The 18,878-nt window shown below is 66.3% G+C and carries 21 protein-coding genes and 1 tRNA gene; 9 read left to right on the forward strand and 13 right to left on the reverse strand.

Annotation, left to right across the window (positions count from 1 at the left end; all coding sequences use genetic code 11):
- Window positions 1-47: 47 nt before the first annotated feature.
- The gene (locus OSB52_RS03130; RefSeq protein WP_443673197.1) at window positions 48-1,328 is read right to left on the reverse strand and encodes an integrase core domain-containing protein; all 1,281 of its coding nucleotides are present in this window, start codon (window positions 1,326-1,328) and stop codon (window positions 48-50) included.
- A 156-nt stretch (window positions 1,329-1,484) separates the two neighbouring features.
- Here OSB52_RS03130 and OSB52_RS03135 point away from each other — a divergent pair, with 156 nt between their 5' ends.
- From OSB52_RS03135 to OSB52_RS03155, 5 genes are read left to right on the forward strand one after another with little or no spacing between them, the layout of a single operon-like run.
- The gene (locus OSB52_RS03135; protein ID WP_266060129.1) at window positions 1,485-1,847 is read left to right on the forward strand and encodes an ArsR/SmtB family transcription factor; all 363 of its coding nucleotides are present in this window, start codon (window positions 1,485-1,487) and stop codon (window positions 1,845-1,847) included.
- The gene (gene arsB, locus OSB52_RS03140) at window positions 1,844-2,947 is read left to right on the forward strand and encodes an ACR3 family arsenite efflux transporter (protein WP_005179505.1); all 1,104 of its coding nucleotides are present in this window, start codon (window positions 1,844-1,846) and stop codon (window positions 2,945-2,947) included. The genes OSB52_RS03135 and arsB overlap by 4 nt, the downstream gene beginning before the upstream one ends.
- Window positions 2,940-3,623 carry an arsenate reductase ArsC gene (locus OSB52_RS03145; RefSeq protein WP_005179509.1) on the forward strand — a complete coding sequence of 228 codons (684 nt, stop codon included), beginning with the start codon at window positions 2,940-2,942 and terminating at the stop codon, window positions 3,621-3,623. Before arsB ends, OSB52_RS03145 begins: the two co-directional genes overlap by 8 nt.
- Window positions 3,624-3,664: 41 nt before the next feature.
- Window positions 3,665-4,090 carry an arsenate reductase ArsC gene (locus OSB52_RS03150; protein ID WP_012834432.1) on the forward strand — a complete coding sequence of 142 codons (426 nt, stop codon included), beginning with the start codon at window positions 3,665-3,667 and terminating at the stop codon, window positions 4,088-4,090.
- The gene (locus OSB52_RS03155) at window positions 4,087-4,497 is read left to right on the forward strand and encodes an arsenate-mycothiol transferase ArsC (RefSeq protein ID WP_005179518.1); all 411 of its coding nucleotides are present in this window, start codon (window positions 4,087-4,089) and stop codon (window positions 4,495-4,497) included. Before OSB52_RS03150 ends, OSB52_RS03155 begins: the two co-directional genes overlap by 4 nt.
- 22 nt (window positions 4,498-4,519) lie before the next feature.
- Here the strand turns inward: OSB52_RS03155 and OSB52_RS03160 are convergent, their stop codons facing one another.
- The gene (locus tag OSB52_RS03160) at window positions 4,520-5,005 is read right to left on the reverse strand and encodes an ArsI/CadI family heavy metal resistance metalloenzyme (RefSeq protein ID WP_005179519.1); all 486 of its coding nucleotides are present in this window, start codon (window positions 5,003-5,005) and stop codon (window positions 4,520-4,522) included.
- Between the two features lie 97 nt (window positions 5,006-5,102).
- Between OSB52_RS03160 and OSB52_RS03165 the strand changes: the two genes are divergently transcribed.
- On the forward strand, window positions 5,103-5,465 hold the full coding sequence (locus tag OSB52_RS03165) for an Rv2640c family ArsR-like transcriptional regulator (RefSeq protein WP_266060133.1): 363 nt from the start codon (window positions 5,103-5,105) through the stop codon (window positions 5,463-5,465).
- Window positions 5,466-5,981: 516 nt separating this feature from the next.
- Window positions 5,982-6,194, forward strand: a complete 213-nt coding sequence (locus OSB52_RS03170) for a hypothetical protein (protein WP_005179525.1) — start codon at window positions 5,982-5,984, stop codon at window positions 6,192-6,194.
- A 472-nt stretch (window positions 6,195-6,666) separates the two neighbouring features.
- Here the strand turns inward: OSB52_RS03170 and OSB52_RS03175 are convergent.
- The 5 genes from OSB52_RS03175 to OSB52_RS03195 form a co-directional block, all read right to left on the reverse strand.
- Window positions 6,667-6,788 (reverse strand) — tRNA-Leu (locus OSB52_RS03175).
- Window positions 6,743-7,411, reverse strand: coding sequence for a helicase associated domain-containing protein (locus OSB52_RS03180; RefSeq protein WP_005179528.1), 669 nt, complete (start codon window positions 7,409-7,411; stop codon window positions 6,743-6,745). Before OSB52_RS03180 ends, OSB52_RS03175 begins: the two co-directional genes overlap by 46 nt.
- Window positions 7,411-8,100, reverse strand: a complete 690-nt coding sequence (locus OSB52_RS03185) for a helicase associated domain-containing protein (protein WP_005179533.1) — start codon at window positions 8,098-8,100, stop codon at window positions 7,411-7,413. Before OSB52_RS03185 ends, OSB52_RS03180 begins: the two co-directional genes overlap by 1 nt.
- Window positions 8,101-8,157: 57 nt before the next feature.
- Window positions 8,158-8,346, reverse strand: a complete 189-nt coding sequence (locus OSB52_RS03190; RefSeq protein ID WP_005179548.1) for a hypothetical protein — start codon at window positions 8,344-8,346, stop codon at window positions 8,158-8,160.
- Window positions 8,343-9,053: a helix-turn-helix transcriptional regulator gene (locus OSB52_RS03195; protein WP_229742889.1), complete on the reverse strand. Its 711-nt coding sequence runs from the start codon at window positions 9,051-9,053 to the stop codon at window positions 8,343-8,345. The genes OSB52_RS03190 and OSB52_RS03195 overlap by 4 nt, the downstream gene beginning before the upstream one ends.
- Before the next feature lie 841 nt (window positions 9,054-9,894).
- Between OSB52_RS03195 and OSB52_RS03200 the strand changes: the two genes are divergently transcribed.
- Entirely contained in the window at window positions 9,895-10,488 is a 594-nt protein-coding gene (locus tag OSB52_RS03200) for a hypothetical protein (RefSeq protein WP_266060138.1), read from the forward strand.
- A gap of 105 nt (window positions 10,489-10,593) precedes the next feature.
- Here the strand turns inward: OSB52_RS03200 and OSB52_RS03205 are convergent, their stop codons facing one another.
- The 6 genes from OSB52_RS03205 to OSB52_RS03230 all read right to left on the reverse strand — a co-directional run bounded on the left by OSB52_RS03205 (window position 10,594) and on the right by OSB52_RS03230 (window position 16,462).
- A complete protein-coding gene (locus OSB52_RS03205; RefSeq protein WP_235726235.1) occupies window positions 10,594-11,064 on the reverse strand; it encodes a hypothetical protein in 471 nt (156 codons plus the stop codon).
- A gap of 308 nt (window positions 11,065-11,372) precedes the next feature.
- Window positions 11,373-11,963: a cadmium resistance transporter gene (locus tag OSB52_RS03210; RefSeq protein ID WP_005179560.1), complete on the reverse strand. Its 591-nt coding sequence runs from the start codon at window positions 11,961-11,963 to the stop codon at window positions 11,373-11,375.
- Window positions 11,964-12,056: 93 nt separating this feature from the next.
- Window positions 12,057-13,634 (reverse strand): DHA2 family efflux MFS transporter permease subunit, encoded by a 1,578-nt coding sequence (locus OSB52_RS03215; protein WP_005179563.1) that lies wholly within the window; start codon window positions 13,632-13,634, stop codon window positions 12,057-12,059.
- The gene (gene lspA, locus OSB52_RS03220) at window positions 13,585-14,115 is read right to left on the reverse strand and encodes a signal peptidase II (RefSeq protein WP_005179567.1); all 531 of its coding nucleotides are present in this window, start codon (window positions 14,113-14,115) and stop codon (window positions 13,585-13,587) included. Before lspA ends, OSB52_RS03215 begins: the two co-directional genes overlap by 50 nt.
- On the reverse strand, window positions 14,112-16,076 hold the full coding sequence (locus OSB52_RS03225; RefSeq protein WP_006902503.1) for a heavy metal translocating P-type ATPase: 1,965 nt from the start codon (window positions 16,074-16,076) through the stop codon (window positions 14,112-14,114). Before OSB52_RS03225 ends, lspA begins: the two co-directional genes overlap by 4 nt.
- A complete protein-coding gene (locus tag OSB52_RS03230; protein WP_005179570.1) occupies window positions 16,073-16,462 on the reverse strand; it encodes an ArsR/SmtB family transcription factor in 390 nt (129 codons plus the stop codon). Before OSB52_RS03230 ends, OSB52_RS03225 begins: the two co-directional genes overlap by 4 nt.
- 208 nt (window positions 16,463-16,670) lie before the next feature.
- On the opposite strand from OSB52_RS03230, the gene OSB52_RS03235 reads away from it, so the two are divergent.
- Window positions 16,671-18,833, forward strand: coding sequence for an MMPL family transporter (locus tag OSB52_RS03235; protein WP_007240197.1), 2,163 nt, complete (start codon window positions 16,671-16,673; stop codon window positions 18,831-18,833).
- Window positions 18,834-18,878: the final 45 nt, after the last annotated feature.

Raw genomic sequence — 18,878 nt, forward strand, 5'->3', positions numbered from 1 at the left:
GACATCGGTGACGTTTCTGCATCTGGACATTGGTGACACTTGGTGTGTCAGGACTTCGGTGACGGTGCGGTCTTCTTGGTGGGGCGTGGGCCGCGGGGTTGTCGATTTCCGACGTAGGTGATTCCTGGGGCGGGTCGGGGGTGTTCGACGAGGACTTCGCCTTCGGTGTTGGCGATGACGATTGTGTTGTCGTCGGTGACAACGAGGACCTGGTCGAAGGCGTGGTCCACATCGACCATGTAGGTGACTGCGTCCACGCTGATGGTGCCGGAGGTGCTGACAGTTCTGGCCAGGACGCCGTCGGGTAGGTCGGTGGGTTGCCGCTGTGCGGGCCGAGGGCGTGGTGTCGGCGGATCGAGCAACGGCCGACCGAATTTGGGGTGTGGCGCGTCGGCTTTCGGTGTTGCCTGCCAGGCGGTCAACGGTGTGACCCGCCCGGGCAGTCCTTGGTGAGGCCGCTCGGTGTTGTAGATGTGGTCGAACGCGTCGACCTGGGCCTGCAACTCGGCCAGGGTGTCGGCAAGTGGCTGTTTGTCCAGGTAGCGGAACAGTGTCTGGTGGAAGCGTTCGTTCTTGCCCTGCGTGGTGGGCTTGTAGGGCTTGCCGGTGATTGTTTCGACTCCGAGCGCGTGGGCGTGTTCGACGAGTTGACCGATGCGGCCGCGGCGTGAGGGGTTGAAAGCGGGCCCGTTGTCGGTGAGGAGTCGCTGGGGCACGCCGTGAGCGGTCACCGCCTTGTCGAACACCGCGATCGCGGCGTCGGAGGTCTCACCGGCGGCCACGTGGGAGCCCACGGCGTAGCGAGAGTGATCGTCGATCAGTTGCAGGATGACGCACGTACGTCCGCCGGTCAGAACGTATTCGGTGCCGTCGAGTTGCCAGCACGCATTCGGTGCGGGATAGACGAACCGCCGCCACGCCGAGCGGGGCTTCTTTTTCGGTTCACGCCGGGCTACTCCGGCATCGCGGAAGATGCGGGCCAGCGATGCTGTCGAGGGGACCTGTGCCATGCCCATCGACCGCATCTTGTCGTGCACGCTGATCGGTCCGTGGTCCAGACCCGACCTTTCCAAGGCGGCGCGCACCGCCACCGCTTGTGACTTGACCTCGTCACTGAGCGCTGACGGGCTCGACTTTGGGCGGCGGGTCCGCGGTTCGAGGGCTGCCGCGGGCCCCTCGACTTTGGCGCGTTTACGCAGCTCGTAGAACGACTTTCGAGAAATTCCGTGTTCGACGCAGAATGTTGAGACCGCTCCGCGGGGTGCACCATCAGGCCACTGCGAGATAGCTAGCCGGACGACAGGGTCGATAGGTTCATTAACAGCCACCGTCTGAGCGTTGAATGCGGCACGTGAGCTGACCCGAGGATGGCGGTTCGATCGGAGCCCAACCGGTTGCTTGTCGTGGACACCAACGCGAAAGCGCAAGCCTGCTTCCAGGTCGGCCACCTTGTCGCCTGCATCGACGTGTGTCAATATTGACGCGTGTCGAATAAGAATCTCCTGCTGCCACCCGGCCGCGGCCTCAGTAGCGACGAGACCGGGGCTGTCGCCCCACTGTTGAAGGCACTCGCTGATCCGGTTCGACTGCGGTTGCTGTCGGAGGTCGCTGCGCATCCGGGCGGCGAGGCGTGCGTGTGCGACATCTCCGGGCCGTTCGAGCTGTCGCAGCCGACGATCTCGCACCATCTGAAGGTGCTGCGCCAGGCGGGTCTGGTGACCAGCGAGCGCCGCGCGACCTGGGTGTACTACCGGGTGAACACCGAAGCGCTGCAACAACTGTCGGGCCTGCTGGGCGATCTCGCCACGGTCGTGGGGGAAACGCGGTCGTGTGAGGCCGACCAGTGACCGCCACCGACACCGCGGTCGCGGGCAAGTTGTCGACGCTGGACCGGTTTCTGCCGGTGTGGATCGGCGCCGCGATGGTCGCCGGACTGCTGCTCGGTCGAGTCGTCCCCGGCCTGGGTGACACTTTGGCGGCGGTCGAGCTCGACGGCATCTCGCTGCCGATCGCCCTCGGATTGCTGATCATGATGTATCCGGTGCTGGCCAAGGTGCGCTACGACCGACTCGACTCGGTCACCGGTGATCGTCGCCTGCTACTCGGGTCGTTGGCGTTGAACTGGATCATCGGACCGGCGTTGATGTTCGCGCTGGCCTGGCTCCTGCTCCCGGATCTGCCGGAGTACCGGACCGGACTGATCATCGTCGGCCTGGCCCGATGCATCGCGATGGTCATCATCTGGAACGACCTGGCGTGCGGCGACCGCGAAGCCGCTGCTGTTCTCGTCGCACTGAACTCGGTGTTCCAGGTGGTCATGTTCGCCGTGCTGGGTTGGTTCTACCTCTCGGTGTTGCCCGGATGGCTGGGCCTGGAGCAGACCACCATCGACACCTCGCCGTGGCAGATCGCGAAGTCGGTGCTGATCTTCCTCGGTATACCCCTGGTCGCAGGCTTCCTCACCCGCCGCATCGGCGAGCGAACCAAAGGCCGCGACTGGTACGAGTCCTCGTTCCTGCCGCGTCTCGGGCCGTGGGCCCTTTACGGGTTGCTGTTCACCATCGTCATCCTGTTCGCGTTGCAAGGTGAGCAGATCACGTCGCAGCCGTGGGACGTCGTGCGGATCGCTCTGCCGCTGCTGATCTACTTCGCGGTGATGTGGGGCGGTGGGTTCGTGCTCGGGGCCGCGATGGGGCTGGGGTATGCGCGAACCACCACGCTGGCGTTCACCGCCGCGGGCAACAACTTCGAGCTCGCCATCGCCGTCGCGATCGCCACCTACGGTGCAACATCCGGCCAGGCCCTGGCCGGAGTCATCGGACCACTCATCGAGGTCCCCGTCCTCGTCGCCCTCGTGTACGTGTCCCTGGCACTGCGGAAACGCTTCACCACCCCAACCACTGCCTCCAGCCCGGATGTGTCGAAGGAGCCGGCTCGCGATGCCTGAGGATCTGTTGGACGAGCAGCTAAGTCGCAGTGAACACCGCGCGCAGCCCGAACTGTTGATGCCCCATGCCGTGCTCGCCCGTACCGCCGCTGACCTGGCCGCCAAGTATGAGGGGGTGGTGTCTCGCCAGACGGTGGAACGCTGTGTGTTCGAGTCCTACACCGCCTTACGGCGCACCTCCCGGGTGCATGCGCACCTGACGACCTTGGCGGGCAGGTTCGCGGCTGATCGGTTACGCGCCCTGGCCCAGTCCGATGGATCGGTGCCCAAGGATGTGCCCGAAGTTCTGTTCGTCTGCGTCCAGAACGCCGGCCGCTCACAGATGGCCGCCGGATTGTTGACCCACCACGCCGCCGGGCGGGTACACGTGCGCTCCGCCGGGTCAGCCCCCGCGCACTCGATCAACCCGACCGTCGTCGAAGCAATGACCGAGATCGGCGTCGACATGGGCACGCAGTACCCCAAACCGCTCACCGACGATGTAGTCGCCGCCGCCGACGTGGTCGTAGCCATGGGTTGCGGCGACGCGTGTCCGATCTATCCCGGCAAACGCTATCTGGACTGGACGGTCGCGGACCCCCAGGGCCGTCCCCTCGACGAGGTTCGCGCGATCCGCGACGATCTTGACGCCCGAGTTCGTGGTCTTCTCACCGAACTCACCACCGAACGTGTGTGACGTATCTGATGTTCCTTCACAGCTGAAAGGGCTTGTGTCTCATGTCTACATCTCGACCTAGGGTGCTATTTGTGTGTGTCCACAACGCTGGCCGCTCGCAGATGGCCGCCGGTTTCCTCACCGCCTTGAGCCAGGGCAGCGTCGAGGTCCGCTCCGCCGGATCTGCTCCCGCCGACTCCATCAACCCGGCCGCGGTCGAGGCGATGGCTGAAGTCGGTATCGACATCTCCGCACAGTCACCGAAGATCCTCACCCCCGACACCGTCGAATCCTCCGACGTCGTGATCACCATGGGCTGTGGCGATGCGTGCCCGGTGTTCCCCGGCGTCAGCTACCGGGACTGGGCTCTCGACGACCCAGCCGGCCAAGGCATCGACGCGGTCCGCCCCATCCGCGATCAGATCCGCGGACTCGTCGCGAACCTCCTCGACGAACTGGTACCCGCCGACCAACAGGTCGGCCAATGAGCACACCACCGCAGGTGTTGTTCGTGTGCGTGTCCAACCGCGGCAAATCGGTGATGGCCGAACACCTCACACCGACAGTCACCGACCGGATCACCCCATCCTCAGCCGGCACCAACGCGAAAATCGGCGGCCAGGTCAACGAACTGTCCGCCCAGGTACTCGCCGAAGTCGGCGCCGACGTCGTCGGACATCAGCCGCGGCAACTCACCGATGAACTGATGCAAGCCGTGGACCTGGTCGTGGTGGTCGGCACCGCCGAGGTCACCCCACCCGACGGCGTCGCCCTCGAAGTGTGGGACACCGACGAACCCTCGGGACGGGGCATCGACGGTATCGAACGAATGCGGCTGATCCGCGACGACATCACCAACCGGATCCGCGCCCTCGCCGACCGCATCGCGCGGTAGGCGAGAACGCGAACCGAGGCTGTCAGCAGCAGGCTGTGCGCGCCTCGGCCTGGTCTGCGGCGTTGCCGCCGCAGCACACCGAACCCTGCTCGGCGTCCTCGGTGGCGTTCTGTTCCAACAGTTTCGGGCTGGTCCCGAACGTCTCGGAGTCAGCCAGCACGGTGTAGACCTCCCACTTCTCCTTCGCCGGCCCGGTCACCCACACCTTGTCCTGCGTCGCGAAACAACAGGTGGAGTTGATCTCCTCCTGGGTGAACAGACCCTCCCCGGACAACCGGGCGATCTCGGCGTGCACCTTCTCGCTCGACTCGACCTCGACGCCGAGATGGTTGATCGTGCCGCCCTGGCCGGGATTCTCCAGCAGCACCAGCTTCAGTGGCGGCTCGACGATCGCGAAGTTGGCGTATCCCGGCTTGCGCTTGGCCGGGGTGGTGTTGAACAGCTTGGAGTAGAACTCGATCGCGGTATCGAGATCATCGACATTGAGCGCGAGCTGCATACGGGACATGACCATCACCTTCACCTGTGAGACATATATCGAACTACTGACACCTGCAGGGTGCCACCTTTTCGACATATGTCAAGTACCAGGGTATGGTCGGGTCATGCCGAAGGCCCTGCCGATGGTCGACATCAGTGCCCCGATCTGCTGTGCGCCCGTGTCGGCGGCCCCTCTCGATGACGACACCGCCCTAGAAATCGCTCTGCGGCTCAAGGCGCTGGCCGATCCGGTCCGGATCAAACTCGTCTCGATTCTGCTCACTGACACCGGTGAGGGGATCTGCACCTGCGACCTCGCGACCGCGGTCAGCCTCACCGAGGCCACCACGAGCCACCACCTGGGGCAGCTCCGCAAGGCCGGCATGGTCGCACCTGACCGACGAGGGATGAACGTCTACTACCGTGCCCGGCCAGAGTCGTTGGAAGCGCTGCGCAGCGTTCTCAGCGCCACCACGGGGTGCTGCTGAACCGTCGCAGGCGCGGTCAGTTGAGCACCTGCGTCAGCCCCCCCTCATCGGCAACCGCGCCACGCAACGCAAGGCACATAGCGGTGCGTGGCGGAAACCAAATGAAGAAGTGTCACCACCAAGACCCCTCACTCTGTCACCTATGGCCTGATGCAGAACTGTCACCGATGTCTTGCGAGATGACACTGATGGCATGTTCGACCACTGGCCCGACACCCGAACACTACGCGTGGTCGACCCACCGAGGCCCGTGCTGATCGACATGGCGATCGCTGACCCGTCCTGCGGACGCTCGTATGCCGCCGGTGGGGGAGTGTCACTGCGAGTCCGCGCATCCGGTGCCCGGATCGAACCCACCATGAACGCGCTTCTCTTAGCGTGGCTCCAAACTTCAAACGGCCTCTGGCGCGGGATATGTCAGATGCCAGTCGAGAGCGCCAACCGCGTCTCCTCGGCCACGATCACCATGTGGGTGCCGCCCGAGGCGCTGCAACCGAGACAGGACGCCGCCGAGCGATGACCGAGAACAACGATGCCGGGGCCGGGCCCACCAATCGCGTCGCACCTAAACGCGGTCGCGTCGCGATAGGGGAGCTGACGTTGATCGTGCGGCCGGCCGGTAGGCCGGCAGACGTCCGGGTCTACACCGACAATGAGGCGACCGAGGCTCAGGCGTACGCCGACGAGGTTGGCGGACAGGTCGAACGACTCGGGGAAGCCACGAGCTGACTCCGCTGGCGCTGCGCTGCCGCCCTCCCCGGCGGGTCGGTTGCCACAGGGCCATCGTGGTTGCGTTGTGCAGGTGGGCGATTCGCAGCCCGGGGTTTTGTCGGTACGCAAGCCTTTCCACGAAGGATGCCGCCAGGCGAGGCGAGGGGCCGGGCGAGTGCCCGGCCCCCTCGCTGGGGCTAGCTGAGGATGTCTACAACGAGATGGGCTGTTGCGATGAGGATCTGGATGATCCCGAGGATGACCATCGCTTCCATTTTCACCCCCTTCCGAAGGTCTGAGTGGCTGAACCACGTGGGCCCTGGGTGCGGATATAGCTCCGCCTGGACCTGTGACCACAATCAGACCCTCAGAGTTGGAGGGAAGCCCTCATAGAAAGAGGGATGTGAAACTTAGCACGTCACATGCCGGAGATCAATAGGTTTCCCAGGAGAATTTGGTGCGAGCGATGTGCGCTTGCCTGCGAGGGCCCTGGTGCCCCCGGTCAGACTCGAACTGACACTGGACGGGTTTTGAATCCGTTGCCTCACCGCGCGCCGTATGTCGGATCAGGAGCGGCGTTGTGCGGTCCACTGCCAGTCCGGGAACTCGGCCTCGATGCGGCGGATCCGCTCGGTGGCGAGCTGACCTCTACGGTAGTCGGCGCGGCGGTTGGCGACCCACTGTCCGATCGCGAATCCTTCGATCACCGCCCGATTTCGGGCGTTGCTGGTGCCGTGCGCGGCGACATACCGATGCAGGTGCGCGATCCCGACCTCGAATGCGGCGGCCGCCGCCGTGGCCTGAGGCGACCACTGCCAGTCAGGAAACTCGCGCTCAAACACCTCGATCCGCTCCGCCGACAGTCGGCCTTTGCGGTAGTCGGCGCGACGATTCGTCACCCACTGTCCGAGGGCGAATCCGTCGAACACCTCATGCTGACTCACGGTGCTCGTCCCATGTGCGGCGACGTAGCGGCGCAGATGCGCCAGGCCGACGTCGAACTGCGCGTCGCGCACACTCCACTGCCAGTCCGGGAACTCGGTCGCGAGCCGTTCGATCCGCTCGGCCGACAGTCGGCCCTTGCGGTAGTCGGTGCGTCTGCTGGCCACCCACACGTCGATCGGGAACCCGTCGATCCTTGCGCCGCGCGGGGGAGAGCTCGAACCCTGTGCGGCGACGTAGCGATGCAGATGCGCGAGCCCGACCTCGAACCGTCGGTCATCAGGACCACCCATTACAGGCCACCGATCGTGCCCTGAGTCGAGCTGGTTCGGATGGTCCACTGCCAGTCCGGGAACTCGGTCTCGATACGGCGGATCCGCTCGGCCGACAACCGGCCTTTGCGGTAGTCGGCGCGGCGGCTCTGGATCCAGGTGCCGATCGGGAATCCGTCGATCACATCACGCCGGGGGGCGTTGGGGGTGCCGTGCGCGGCGACATACCGATGCAGGTGCCCGATCCCGGTCTCGAACGCGGCCGCGAATACTGCGGTCTGAGGGGTCCATTGCCAGTCAGGGAATTCGCGCTCAAACACCTCGATCCGCTCCGCAGACAGTCGGCCTGTGCGGAAGTCGGCGCGACGATCCCTCGTCCACTGCCCCAACGGGAATCCGTCGACCACCTCGTCGTAACCCACGCGGCTCGTCCCATGGGTGGCGACGTAGCGGCGCAGATGCGCCAGGCCGACGTCGAACATCGCCTCCCGTACGTTCCACCGCCAGTCCGGGAACTCGGTCTCGATACGGCGGATCCGCTCGGCCGATAACCGGCCCCTGCGGTACTCGGTGCGCCGGCTGCCGACCCAACTCCCGATCAGAAATCCGTCGATCGTCGAACCGTGCGGCGGCGAGCTCGAACCGTGCGCGGCGACGTAGCGATGCAGATGCGCGAGCCCGGCCTCGAACCGCTCCTCATAACTACTCATTCGAAGCTCTCCAGCTCACTCGATCAGCACCCCGGATCAGCGTCATCGGTTCCAGTCCTAGAAGTACACGGAACGGACGATCACGAACGAGATCGCAGCGGCAACGCTGGGCAGCACGAAGATCGCTGCCAAGATCGCCACGAAACGGACGGTTGTGGCCGTCGACCGCATCGCCTGGCCGATCGTTTTCCATGCGTACTTCGACCACGTGTGCGGCGGCCACGGTGGCGGTGTGCTCGCAGTCATGATTTCGCCTCCTGGGCAGCCTTTTTGGACTTCTTGCGTTCGTTCAACCTGCGCTTGCGCCGCGCTACGCGTCGTCGCGCCGCCCTCTCCTCGGTGCTGAAAACACCCGTCAACCCATAGTGGTGATGCTTGACGTACCCGAGCTTCGCGGACAGGTCTTCCTCCCACCGCAGTCGCTCCTCTATCAGGCCAGCGGCCATCAGCTCCTGGATACCCTTTGTCACCGTCTTGCCTGAGATCCCGTACCAGTCCTGCATCTTCTCCCGGAGGAGCTCGACGTCAGGCTTCTTCGTTGTCTCCTTCAAGACGATCAGCAGCACCGCGAGGGCGGCAGGACTCAGCGTCGCGAAGTGCTGCTCTGTCCAGAACTCATGAGGGAGGGTGAAGTAGGCGTTGTACCAATCCTTCTTCTGACCAGCCGGTGCAACGTAGTCGTCCTTCCCGTCCTCGCGACGCGGGACGATGCGGGTCAGTCGCCCTTCCCTTTTACGTTCGACCAGTCCCAGTTCCTCGAGCTCGCCCCACGTTCGCGACAACGTAGACGGCGACCAGGTGAGCGCGTTCGCTGTCCCCGGCCCCTCCGCGGTCAGTGCGCGAACCCACACCTCGGCCGCCAGCGGAGTGTGTCGCAAGGAGAGCCACGGCCACCACGTCAGCAGCAGCAGATAGAGGACCAGCGCGCGGTGATGCCGACCCTTCGTCAGCACGCCCACCGTGCTCGGCCGCGGCTTCGTCTCATCAGGCTGTTGGACGAGGACAAACCGGTTGACTGAGTACCTGCGCGGCGACCAAGAGAGCAACTTCTCCCGCGTCGCACCTGGGCTCGGTGCGGGTGGGGGAGGCGAGGGGACCGTGCCAGATCCAGACGCCGGATTTTGCTTGTCCATGAGCGTCAGCTTGCCACGAAACGGGAACCTATCGAATCCGGATCGGAAGCCTGCCGATTGCGGTGCCGTTCCATCTCATAGGGAGGGAATGCGATACTTAGTGCGATGCTAAGTGCGACACTTATGCGACGCTGATGCGAGATGCCACACCTCGATTTTGCAGATACGCGTAGTCGCTTGTTTCGCGACAAGACCATTGAGGTGATCTCAGATTTCTGTCGATCCGGCGTTGGTAACCCGGCGGATTGGGCATGTAGGCGTCCGGCGGTGCGCTTCGCGACTCGCTATCAGTGCGAGGAGCCGGTCGCCGATCCGTAGCTGATGTAGAGGCGGCGGGATCGTGTTGCGGTGGGAACCTCGGCAACGCGGCCGCGTCGAGCTGGCGACCTGGCCCTCATCGTGCGGGCGGCCACCCGGCCAACCCGCCGGGAGCTCCGTACTACACCGCTGATGAGCTCGACGAGGCCCAGGCCCAGGCCCAGGCGCACGCCGACCAGACCGGAGGACGGGTCGACCGGCTCGCGTAAGTCGTAAACCCGTCTCCGGTGCGCTCTGCCGCCCTCCCTCGACGGTCGGTTGCCGCAGAAGTGGCGTCGTCACGTCCGGTAGCCGTCTCGACGTTTTCAGGCCGCGTCGGACCCCTCGCATAAGGTTGTTCCCCATGCTGACAGCCTGGGCCGACGAAAGCGGGTCGCGGCCGGACATGGACCCCGGCGCGTACTTGATGTCGGCCGCCCTGTGCGATGAAGAAGACGTAGACGCCCTCCGTCACAGGATGGAAGCTCTACGCCTAGCCGAGCCTAAAGTGCACTGGCACGGCAGCAGCGAACAACGCCGAACTGAGCTCGTCACTGCGGTCGCGCAGCTCCCTCTGACCGGGTTCGTTGTTGTGCACGTTGACAAGGACTCCTCGGATCGGCGACACCGACGAAAGTGTATGGAGTTCCTACTCCCACATCTCGCTGATATGCCGTGCTCCACGATCACTCTCGAATCACGCGGTCAACAGGACGCCAGCGATATGGACATGCTGCAAAAGCTCCGCGCGCAACGCGCCGTGGCCTCGACACTGCGGATCGATCATGCTGTCGGTCGTAACGAACCGGCCCTGTGGGTTGCCGATATCGTGTGCGGCGCCGTCGTGCAACATCGCTGCGGCCGCGGGGACTACCTCGACATACTCGGCGCCGGAGTCGAAATACACCATCGGCCCCTAAAAGACCGCGAGCCACAGGCCTCGTCGTCCGGCGAGTAATCCTGTGGCTCACTTCCAAACCCACCGCAATGGGCTGGCTACGGCTCCGATTGTAGCCTCACTACGTGGCTACACGCCACCCACGCCCGACGCCGTGAAGGCTTGTCACACCCTGTCCCTCCAGCGCTCGTTCGCCGACTGCCGTGTCATCCCGGCCGCTGCCCCGATGTCAGCCCATGACCGGCCCAAACGGCGAGCCCTAGCCACCGCGACGTCGAGTCGCGCGTCAGCCTCCCTGCGGGCATCCGCGGCGGCGCGGATCTCGGCCTCGACATCGAGAGGGTCGAGATGGTCACGCTGCCACACCGCGCGTGCGGCCTCCGCGACCTCAGGCCGATCGTCGGCATCGACGTCGCTGTCGGGGGCGAACACGCGATGCCGGGCGAGGTCCTCGAGGGACGCTGAGGGCACCCGCGCCCACTGCACCGGATCGGTCCAGGTCGACACCGCGGAACTGGACCGGCTGGCGCAATCGCACCGCAACAACCAGCCGACAATCTCGGCCGACGGCCGACGACGATCATCGTTCGGCCGCCGGCCGATCTCGACGACCTCGTAGTCCACGCCGTCGACCATGGTGGACCCGTGACTCACGGACCTGGGGCGGAAACAGTTCGCAACGATGACAGCGCCCGACTAAAGCGTTTGCACGAGCGACCCCGCTAGGCGCGGTAGAAGCCCCACGTTGCCGGAGGCCTTGAACTACGTCGATGGTAGTAGTGCCACAGTGGTAGTAGTGCCACAACGGTGCAGCGCCCCTGAGCACAACCATGGACCAACCGAAGGACGGCTGTCTACCGGTTACGGCCTCGAATAGCACTTCATTCTTTGGAGCCGATCGCCGCTGTCCTCCGTGATCTGGGCCGTGCAGACCGGGACGACGGTCAGAGGCCGAATGCGCCGCCGCTGACGAGGATGACGATTCCGAGAACGATCAGCACGAGCGGGAACAGGATGTGTTCCCACCGTTCCAAGATCTCGGCGATGGCCTTGCGGGTGGTGAGGAACTTCGCGGTGAACACCAGCACGGCGACCAAGAGCAGGAACACGACCGAGTAGGCGACGATCGCCGCTGTACCCACGGTCGCGAAGACCGGGACGTAGACGCCGATGTTGTCGCCGCCGTTGGCGAAGGTCACCGCCGCCACCGTCCAGACCGCGACCTTCTTGCCCTCGAACCGTTCATCGTCGTCGCCGTTGTTGCGCCATGCTCTCCAGGCGGCGAGCAGACCGAGCAGCAGAGGAATGAGCCCGAAGTAGGCGATGGCTTCTTCGGGCAGCAGCGCCGTGACTCCCAGCGCTACGAGGACCGACGCGGCGAGGATCGCTCCGAAACCGAGATATTGTCCGGTCGCGATGGCGGCCGTTGTTCCGCGGGTTCCCGCGCCGCGGGCGAAGAACAGCGAAAGCACGATGATGTCGTCGATGTTGGTCACCAGGAAGAGTCCGATGGCCTGCAGGATCGAGGTAACCATTCCGGCGGATGCCCTTTCTCTGGGAGTGCACTGCTGCTCGGCTGACACGCAGTTGTGTCGCGTGCCGTAGCCGCTGTCATGGGAGTGGCTATTTCAGTTTCGATCACGCGCCGGTGATGTCGGCGCGGGCGCAGGAGTGTGGTTGGGGAGTTTGGCGGCGATGGCCGCGGCCAGTAGTGCGCTGATGGCGGCGCTGGCAAGGAACACTGCGGACATGGCGTGGCTGTAGGCGTGGGCGCTGGACGCGGCCAGATCGGCGCCCGCTGGGCCGGGAATCTGGGTCGCGGCAAGTTGCGCTCCGGCGATGTTGTCACGCGCCGCGCTGACCACTGGTTCGGGCAGGCCGCTCAGGTGGGGGTCGAGGTCGCGGGTGTAAACGACGGTGAGCAGGGTGCCCAGGATCGCGACGCTGAACGCGGCACCGACCTGTCGAATGGCCATCAGCAACCCAGCTCCTGCGGCGCTGCGATGCTCGGGCAGGCTCGCCATGACCGCGTCGACAGCCGGCGCCAACGCCAGCCCGGCTCCCAGGCCCACGGTCGCCAGGCACACCGCGACGAAGCCGTAGCCGGAGTCGACGGTGATGCGGGATGCGAGCACGAATCCGGCCGCGGCGATCACCATGCCGGTGGCGATCGGGATTTTGGCGCCGAGTCGGGTCACGATCTTGTCCACAGCGGCTGCGGCGACGATGATCGCCAGCACCAGAGGCACCAAGCGCAGGCCGGTGCCGAAGGCGTCGTGGTAGCGCAGTATCTGCAGGTATTGCGGCAGCACGAACAGCACGCCGACCAGGGTGAAGGTGCCCGCGGTTGCGGCCAGGGTGGGCCAGGTGAAGGCCGGATTGGTGAACAGTGCCAGATCGACCAATGGGTCGCGGGCACGGCTTTCCCACACCAGAAATCCCGCGATCAGCCACACACCGGCCGCCAGAGCCGCGAGCACGACGGGATCGGTCCACCCGTACGCGGGAGCCTGGATGATGCCGAATACCAGCGCCGCCGTACCGGGCACGGCGGTGAGGATCCCGAGCCAGTCCAACGCCGGTGCATGCGGGTCGACCGATTCGGGCAACAGCACCACACAGGCAACCAGGGCGGCGACACCGACCGGGACGTTGATCAGAAACACCGAGCCCCACCAGAAATGCTGCAGCAGCCAGCCACCGACGATCGGCCCCAGCGGCAACCCGACACCCAGTGCACCGACCCACACCGCGATCGCGCGGCGACGCTGGTCGGGGCCGAACAGGGTCGGCAGGATCCCCAGCGACAGCGGCACGATGATCGCGGCCCCGATGCCCATGACCGCGCGGGCGGCGATCAGCGAGCCGGTGGACCCGCTGAAAGCGGCCCAGGCCGAGGCGGCGACGAAGGCGACCAAACCTATCAGCAGCAGCCGTTTGCGACCGTAGCGGTCACCGAAGCCGCCGGCGGGCAGCATGAGCGCGGCGAAGACCAGGGTGTAGGCGTTGACGATCCACTGCAACTGGGTGGTGCTCGCGCCGAGGTCTTGGGCCAGGGTGGGCAGGGCGACGTTGAGAACCATCAGGTCCAGCCCGACGGTGAGCAGGGCGACGACCAGCGCCGCCAGCCCTGCCCACCGACGTGACGGGCCCGGCTCAGTCCCGGTCGTCGGCGTGGTGTTCGGGTGAGAGTGGTTCTCGCTCATCGGAGTTTCCGATCAGAGTGGCGATGATGAGGGCGGTCGCGCCGAGCACGATGAAGGTGTCGGCGAGGTTGAAGGTGGGCCACCAGCCGGTGTGCAGGTAGTCGGTGACCACACCGTCGGGGGCCCGGTCGATGACGTTGGCGGCGGCACCGCCCAGGATCGCGGCGAGCGCGACGCGGGTGAGCAGGTTCGCGCGCGGCGCGACCACCCATCCGCCGACCGCGACCGCGGTGGTGATCACCGTGGTGAGCGTGAGCATCACCCAGCTCGGTGCGTCGGCGGCGATCGAGAACGCCGCTCCCGGGTTGAACGCCAACTTAAGGTCCACCGGACCTGCCTCGATCGGGGCCCCGGCCAGCGTGGTCTGCGCCCACGCTTTGAGCGTGAGGTCGATACCGGCCAGCGCGGCCGCGGCAGCGACCCACCGCAGTCGCCGCCCCCACCGCGACACGGTGGGAGCAGACGACGCGGTGGCGGTCACGCGGGCGCTCCGGCCAGTACCGGTGCGGGCTTTGCCGCCGAATCGGTCAGCGAGGCCAGGGGTTTGGTGCGTCCGGCGCGGACACCGTTGGCGATGACGACGATCTCGGCGAGTTCGTGCACCAGCACCACCGCCGCCAACCCGAGAATCCCGAACAGCGCGAGCGGGATCAAGATCGTGATCAACCCCAACGACAAACCGACGTTTTGCAACATGATCCGGCGAGCCCGACGAGCGTGCTCGAGAGCCCGCGGCAGGTGCCGCAGGTCCTCACCCATCAACGCCACATCCGCGGTTTCGATAGCGACATCGGTGCCCATCGCGCCCATCGCCACACCGAGGTCGGCGGTTGCCAGTGCGGGGGCGTCGTTGACGCCGTCGCCGACCATCGCGGTGAACCGGTCGCTGCGCAGTTCGCCCACGATGTGGGCCTTGTCCTCCGGGCGCAGATCCGCGTGCACGTCCTCGATCCCCGCCTCAGCGGCCAGAGCGGCGGCGGTGCGGGCGTTGTCACCGGTGAGCATCGAGACCCGGATTCCCAGCGCGTGCAATCGGTCGATGACCTCGTGTGCCTCGGGCCGCAGTTCGTCGCGCACAGCGATCGCACCGATCACCTGGCCGTCGAGCTCGATCAGCACCGCGGTCGCCCCCGCGTGCTGCATCCGTTCCACATCGGCGGCCAGAACACCCGGTTCGATCCAGCCCGGACGGCCCAGCCGCGCCCGGCGTCCGTCGACGCGGCCGGTCAACCCGGCACCGGTGACCGCCTCGACGTCGGTGGCGGGAGTGACGGTGTCGACGGCGGCGAGGATGGCGCGGGCGAGGGGATGTTCACTGCGCGATTCCAGCGCGGCCGCGACCGCCAGCACCCGGTCCCCGTGCACACCGCCGGTGGCGGCGATCTCGACGACGGCAGGCTTGTTCGCCGTCAGCGTGCCGGTCTTGTCCAGCGCGACCTCGCGCACCCGGCCCATCGCCTCGAGTGCGGCACCGCCCTTGACCAGCACACCCAGCTTGCTCGCCGCACCGATCGCGGCGACCACGGTCACCGGCACCGAGATCGCCAGCGCGCACGGTGAGGCGGCGACCAGCACCACCAGCGCACGTTCGATCCAGGTGACCGGATCCCCGAAGAGCGCGCCAATCACCGCGATGGCTGTGGCGGCGATCATGATGCCGGGCACCAGCGGTTTGGCGATCTTGTCGGCCAAGCGTTGAGCGTCGCCCTTGCGGGCCTGCTCGGCCTCCACGATCCGCACGATCCGTGCCAGGGAGTTGTCCTCGGCGGTCGTGGTGACCTCGACGGTCAGCACACCGGTGCCGTTGATCGCCCCGGCGAACACCTCCGCGCCCGGCCCGGCTTCTACCGGTACCGATTCGCCGGTGATCGCCGAAACATCCAGCGCGCTACGCCCGTCGACGATCACCCCGTCGGTCGCGACCCGCTCACCGGGGCGCACCAGCATCCGATCCCCGACGCGCAGCTCGGCAGGGGCGATGACGGTTTCGGTGCCGTCGCGTAGCACGGTGGCCCGGTCCGGTACCAGGTTCAACAGGGCGCGCAGCCCGCGGCGGGTGCGCGCGACCGCGTACTCCTCGAGGCCCTCGCTGATGGAGAACAGGAACGCCAGCATGGCGGCTTCGCCGACCTCGCCGAGGATCACCGCGCCGATCGCGGCGATCGTCATCAGCGTGCCGACACCGATCTTGCCCTTGGCCAGCCGTTTGAGCGTGGAGGGGACGAAGGTGTATGCACCGACGAGCAGTGCGGCGATCTCCAACCCCAACTCGACGGCGCGTGGGCCGCCGGTCCAGCCGACGATCAGTGCCGCGACCAGCAGCACTCCGGCGACCGCGGCGGCGCGCAGTTCACTGACTTCCCAGAGCTTTTCGGGTTCGCGTTCCTCGGCCTCGCCGTCACCGGCGGGTTCGTCGTGGCCGCAGCCGCATGCGTCGCTCATGCTCGTACCTCCGCGCTCTCCGTCTCGGTGGTGGAGTCGGTGCCGTAGTTCGGGCACAACGCCACCGCATTGCCTGTCGCCGCGAGCAAGGTCTCTGCCGAGGCGAGTAGGTCCATCAACTCCGGGCGGGCCAGGCTGTAGAACACCTGCCGCCCTTGCGGGCGGCCCACGACCAGCCCGCAGTCGCGCAGGCACGCTACGTGCGCCGATACCGTTGACTGAGCCAGTCCGAGCCCGGCCATCAGGTCCAAGACCCGCGCTTCCCCGCACGCCAGCCGGTGCACGATCGCCAACCGTGTCGCATCGGAGAGGCTGTGGAACAGGGCCACCGCCGGATCCAACCCCTGCGTCTCGACGAGGCAACCCCCGCCATCATTAATCGCCATAAAGCGATGATAGCGGCGAAAGCTATTGATATCGAGTGAGAGTGTGATTAATCTCGTTTCAACGATTACATCGTGATATGGCGATCAATTCGTGGTCGCTACGGAGGGAGAACGCGTGAACCAGCAGAAGTCCGCCGTCGTCGAGAACTCGCCTCAGCAACCATCGCCGCCGGGCTCGCCCGGAGTGCTATATCGGTGGGGCGTTCTGATGGCCCGGCGCAGACGTGCGGTCCTGGCGGTCTGGGGACTGCTGCTGGTGGTGTGCGCGGTGGCCTACCCGCTGCTCGAGAACCGGCTCGGTGCGATGGATTTCGGTGTCGAGGGCTCGGAGTCCACCGAGGTGGATCGCCTGGTTGCCCGGCACTTCCCGCAGTTCGGTACGGAACAGGCGGTCATCGTGCTGCAGTCTGGCGCGGTCACCGCCACCGACGCCGAGTTCCGTGCAGCGGTGGCTCGCACGATCACCGCCGCCACCGCGGTCGAGGGCGTGGTCGACGTCGTCGGCCCCTACGACGGGCTGCCCGGATCCCAGATCTCGGCCGACGGTCACGTCGCGATCGCGCTCGCCGGCATGGACGGCGACATGGCCGAACGCGCGAAAGTCGCGCGCGACCTGCAAGACGCCATCGCCACCACCGGCGACGATTCCATCGACGTAGGGGTCACCGGGTACTCGGCGGTACAGAACGCGGCCACCGAACTGCAGAACGCCGACCTGGCCCGCGCCGAGGCAATCGGCATCCCGGTCGCGCTGGTCCTGCTCGTCCTCGCCCTCGGCGCCCTGGCCGCAGCGGCGGTCCCGATCGCAGTGGCCATCGCCGGGATGCTGACCGCGGTCGGAGTGTTGTTCACCCTCACTGCTGTGACCGCGTTCGATTCGCTGACCGTGGCCATGGCCACCATGGTGGGCCTCGGCGTCGGTATCGACTACGCGATGTTCATCGTCAGCCGCTTCCGCGAAGAACTCACCCACCACACCGGGCCAGACCATGCCGCGATCAGCGGCGCCGTCGGTCGCTCCCTCGCCACAGCAGGCAAAACGATTCTGGTCTCGGGCTTGGTGGTGATGATCTCGCTGTGCGCGTTGATCATCATCCAGGCACCGATCTTCCGTGGCATCGCCATCGGCGTCGCCACCGCCGTCACCAGTATGCTCACCGTCGCCGTCACCCTGCTACCCGCCCTGCTCGCCGCCTTGGGCCCGGCTGTCAACCGCGGTAGTCTCCCGGCCCGCTGGCGCCCTGCCGACAGCGCCACCGACGCTCCCGGCGTTCTCGGTGGCCGCTGGGCGCGCTGGGCGTATCTCGTCATGCGCCGACCCGTCCTCTTCGGCACCGCGGCCGCAGCGGTGCTGGTCCTCGCCGCGCTGCCGGTATTCGGGATCCGCTACGGCCTCGACATGGGCACCACCGCCCTCGACGACACCCCGACCGGACGCGCCAGCACCGCATTGAACACCAACTTCCCGCCCGGAGCACTCTCCCCGGTCGAGATCATCGCCACCGGCCCCAGCGACACCCCACTCACCGCAGACGCCGAAGCACGGGTCAACCGATTCCTGACCGAGATCGACGGCGACGCCCGCATCGACACCGTCCTGCCCGCCCAGCTCAATGACGGTCGAATGCTCGCGATGGCGATCCCCTCGGTCACCTTCGACTCGATGGCCGCCACCGACCTCGTCCGCGACCTGCGCAACACAGCCGCCGGCGCAGCCGGAGCCGAGATCCGCATCGGCGGCAGCACCGCCGAATTCGTCGATCTCTCCGACGAAATGACCACCAAACTTCCGCTGGTCGTAGCCCTGGTGCTGACCGCCTCGCTGGTCTTCCTCATCGCCGCTTTCCGCAGTATCGCCTTACCCCTCAAGGCCATCGCGATGAACCTGCTCGCCACCGGCGCCGCCCTCGGTATCACCGTCGCGGTGTTCCAGTGGGGTCTGGGCGAGAACGTCCTCGACTTCACCAGCCCCGGATTCGTGCAGGTCTACCTACCCACCGTGGTGTTCGCGCTACTGTTCGGGCTCTCGATGGACTACGAGGTGTTCCTGATTCGTCGCATCCGCGAATACTGGGACGCCAGCGGCGACAACCAGCGCGCCGTCGCGGCCGGGCTCACCCACACCGCACGCCCCATCACCGCGGCCGCCGCGATCATGATCGCCATCTTCGCAAGCTTCCTCACCGCCGACATCCTCGAACTCAAACAACTCGGACTCGCCCTTGCCGTCGCCGTCGCCATCGACGCCGTCCTCATCCGCCTCGTCCTCGTCCCCGCCCTCATGCGCCTGCTCGGCGGCTGGAACTGGTGGCTGCCCGCCCTCAGGTTTCGCCCACCCAACACTCGCGCACCACGGGCCGCCGCTGAGTAGCGCGGCGATCAGACCAGGTTGATTCGTCGCGGACACGGGACCGGC

The sequence above is a fragment of the Gordonia aquimaris genome (assembly GCF_026262595.1).
Lineage (GTDB): Bacteria > Actinomycetota > Actinomycetes > Mycobacteriales > Mycobacteriaceae > Gordonia > Gordonia tangerina.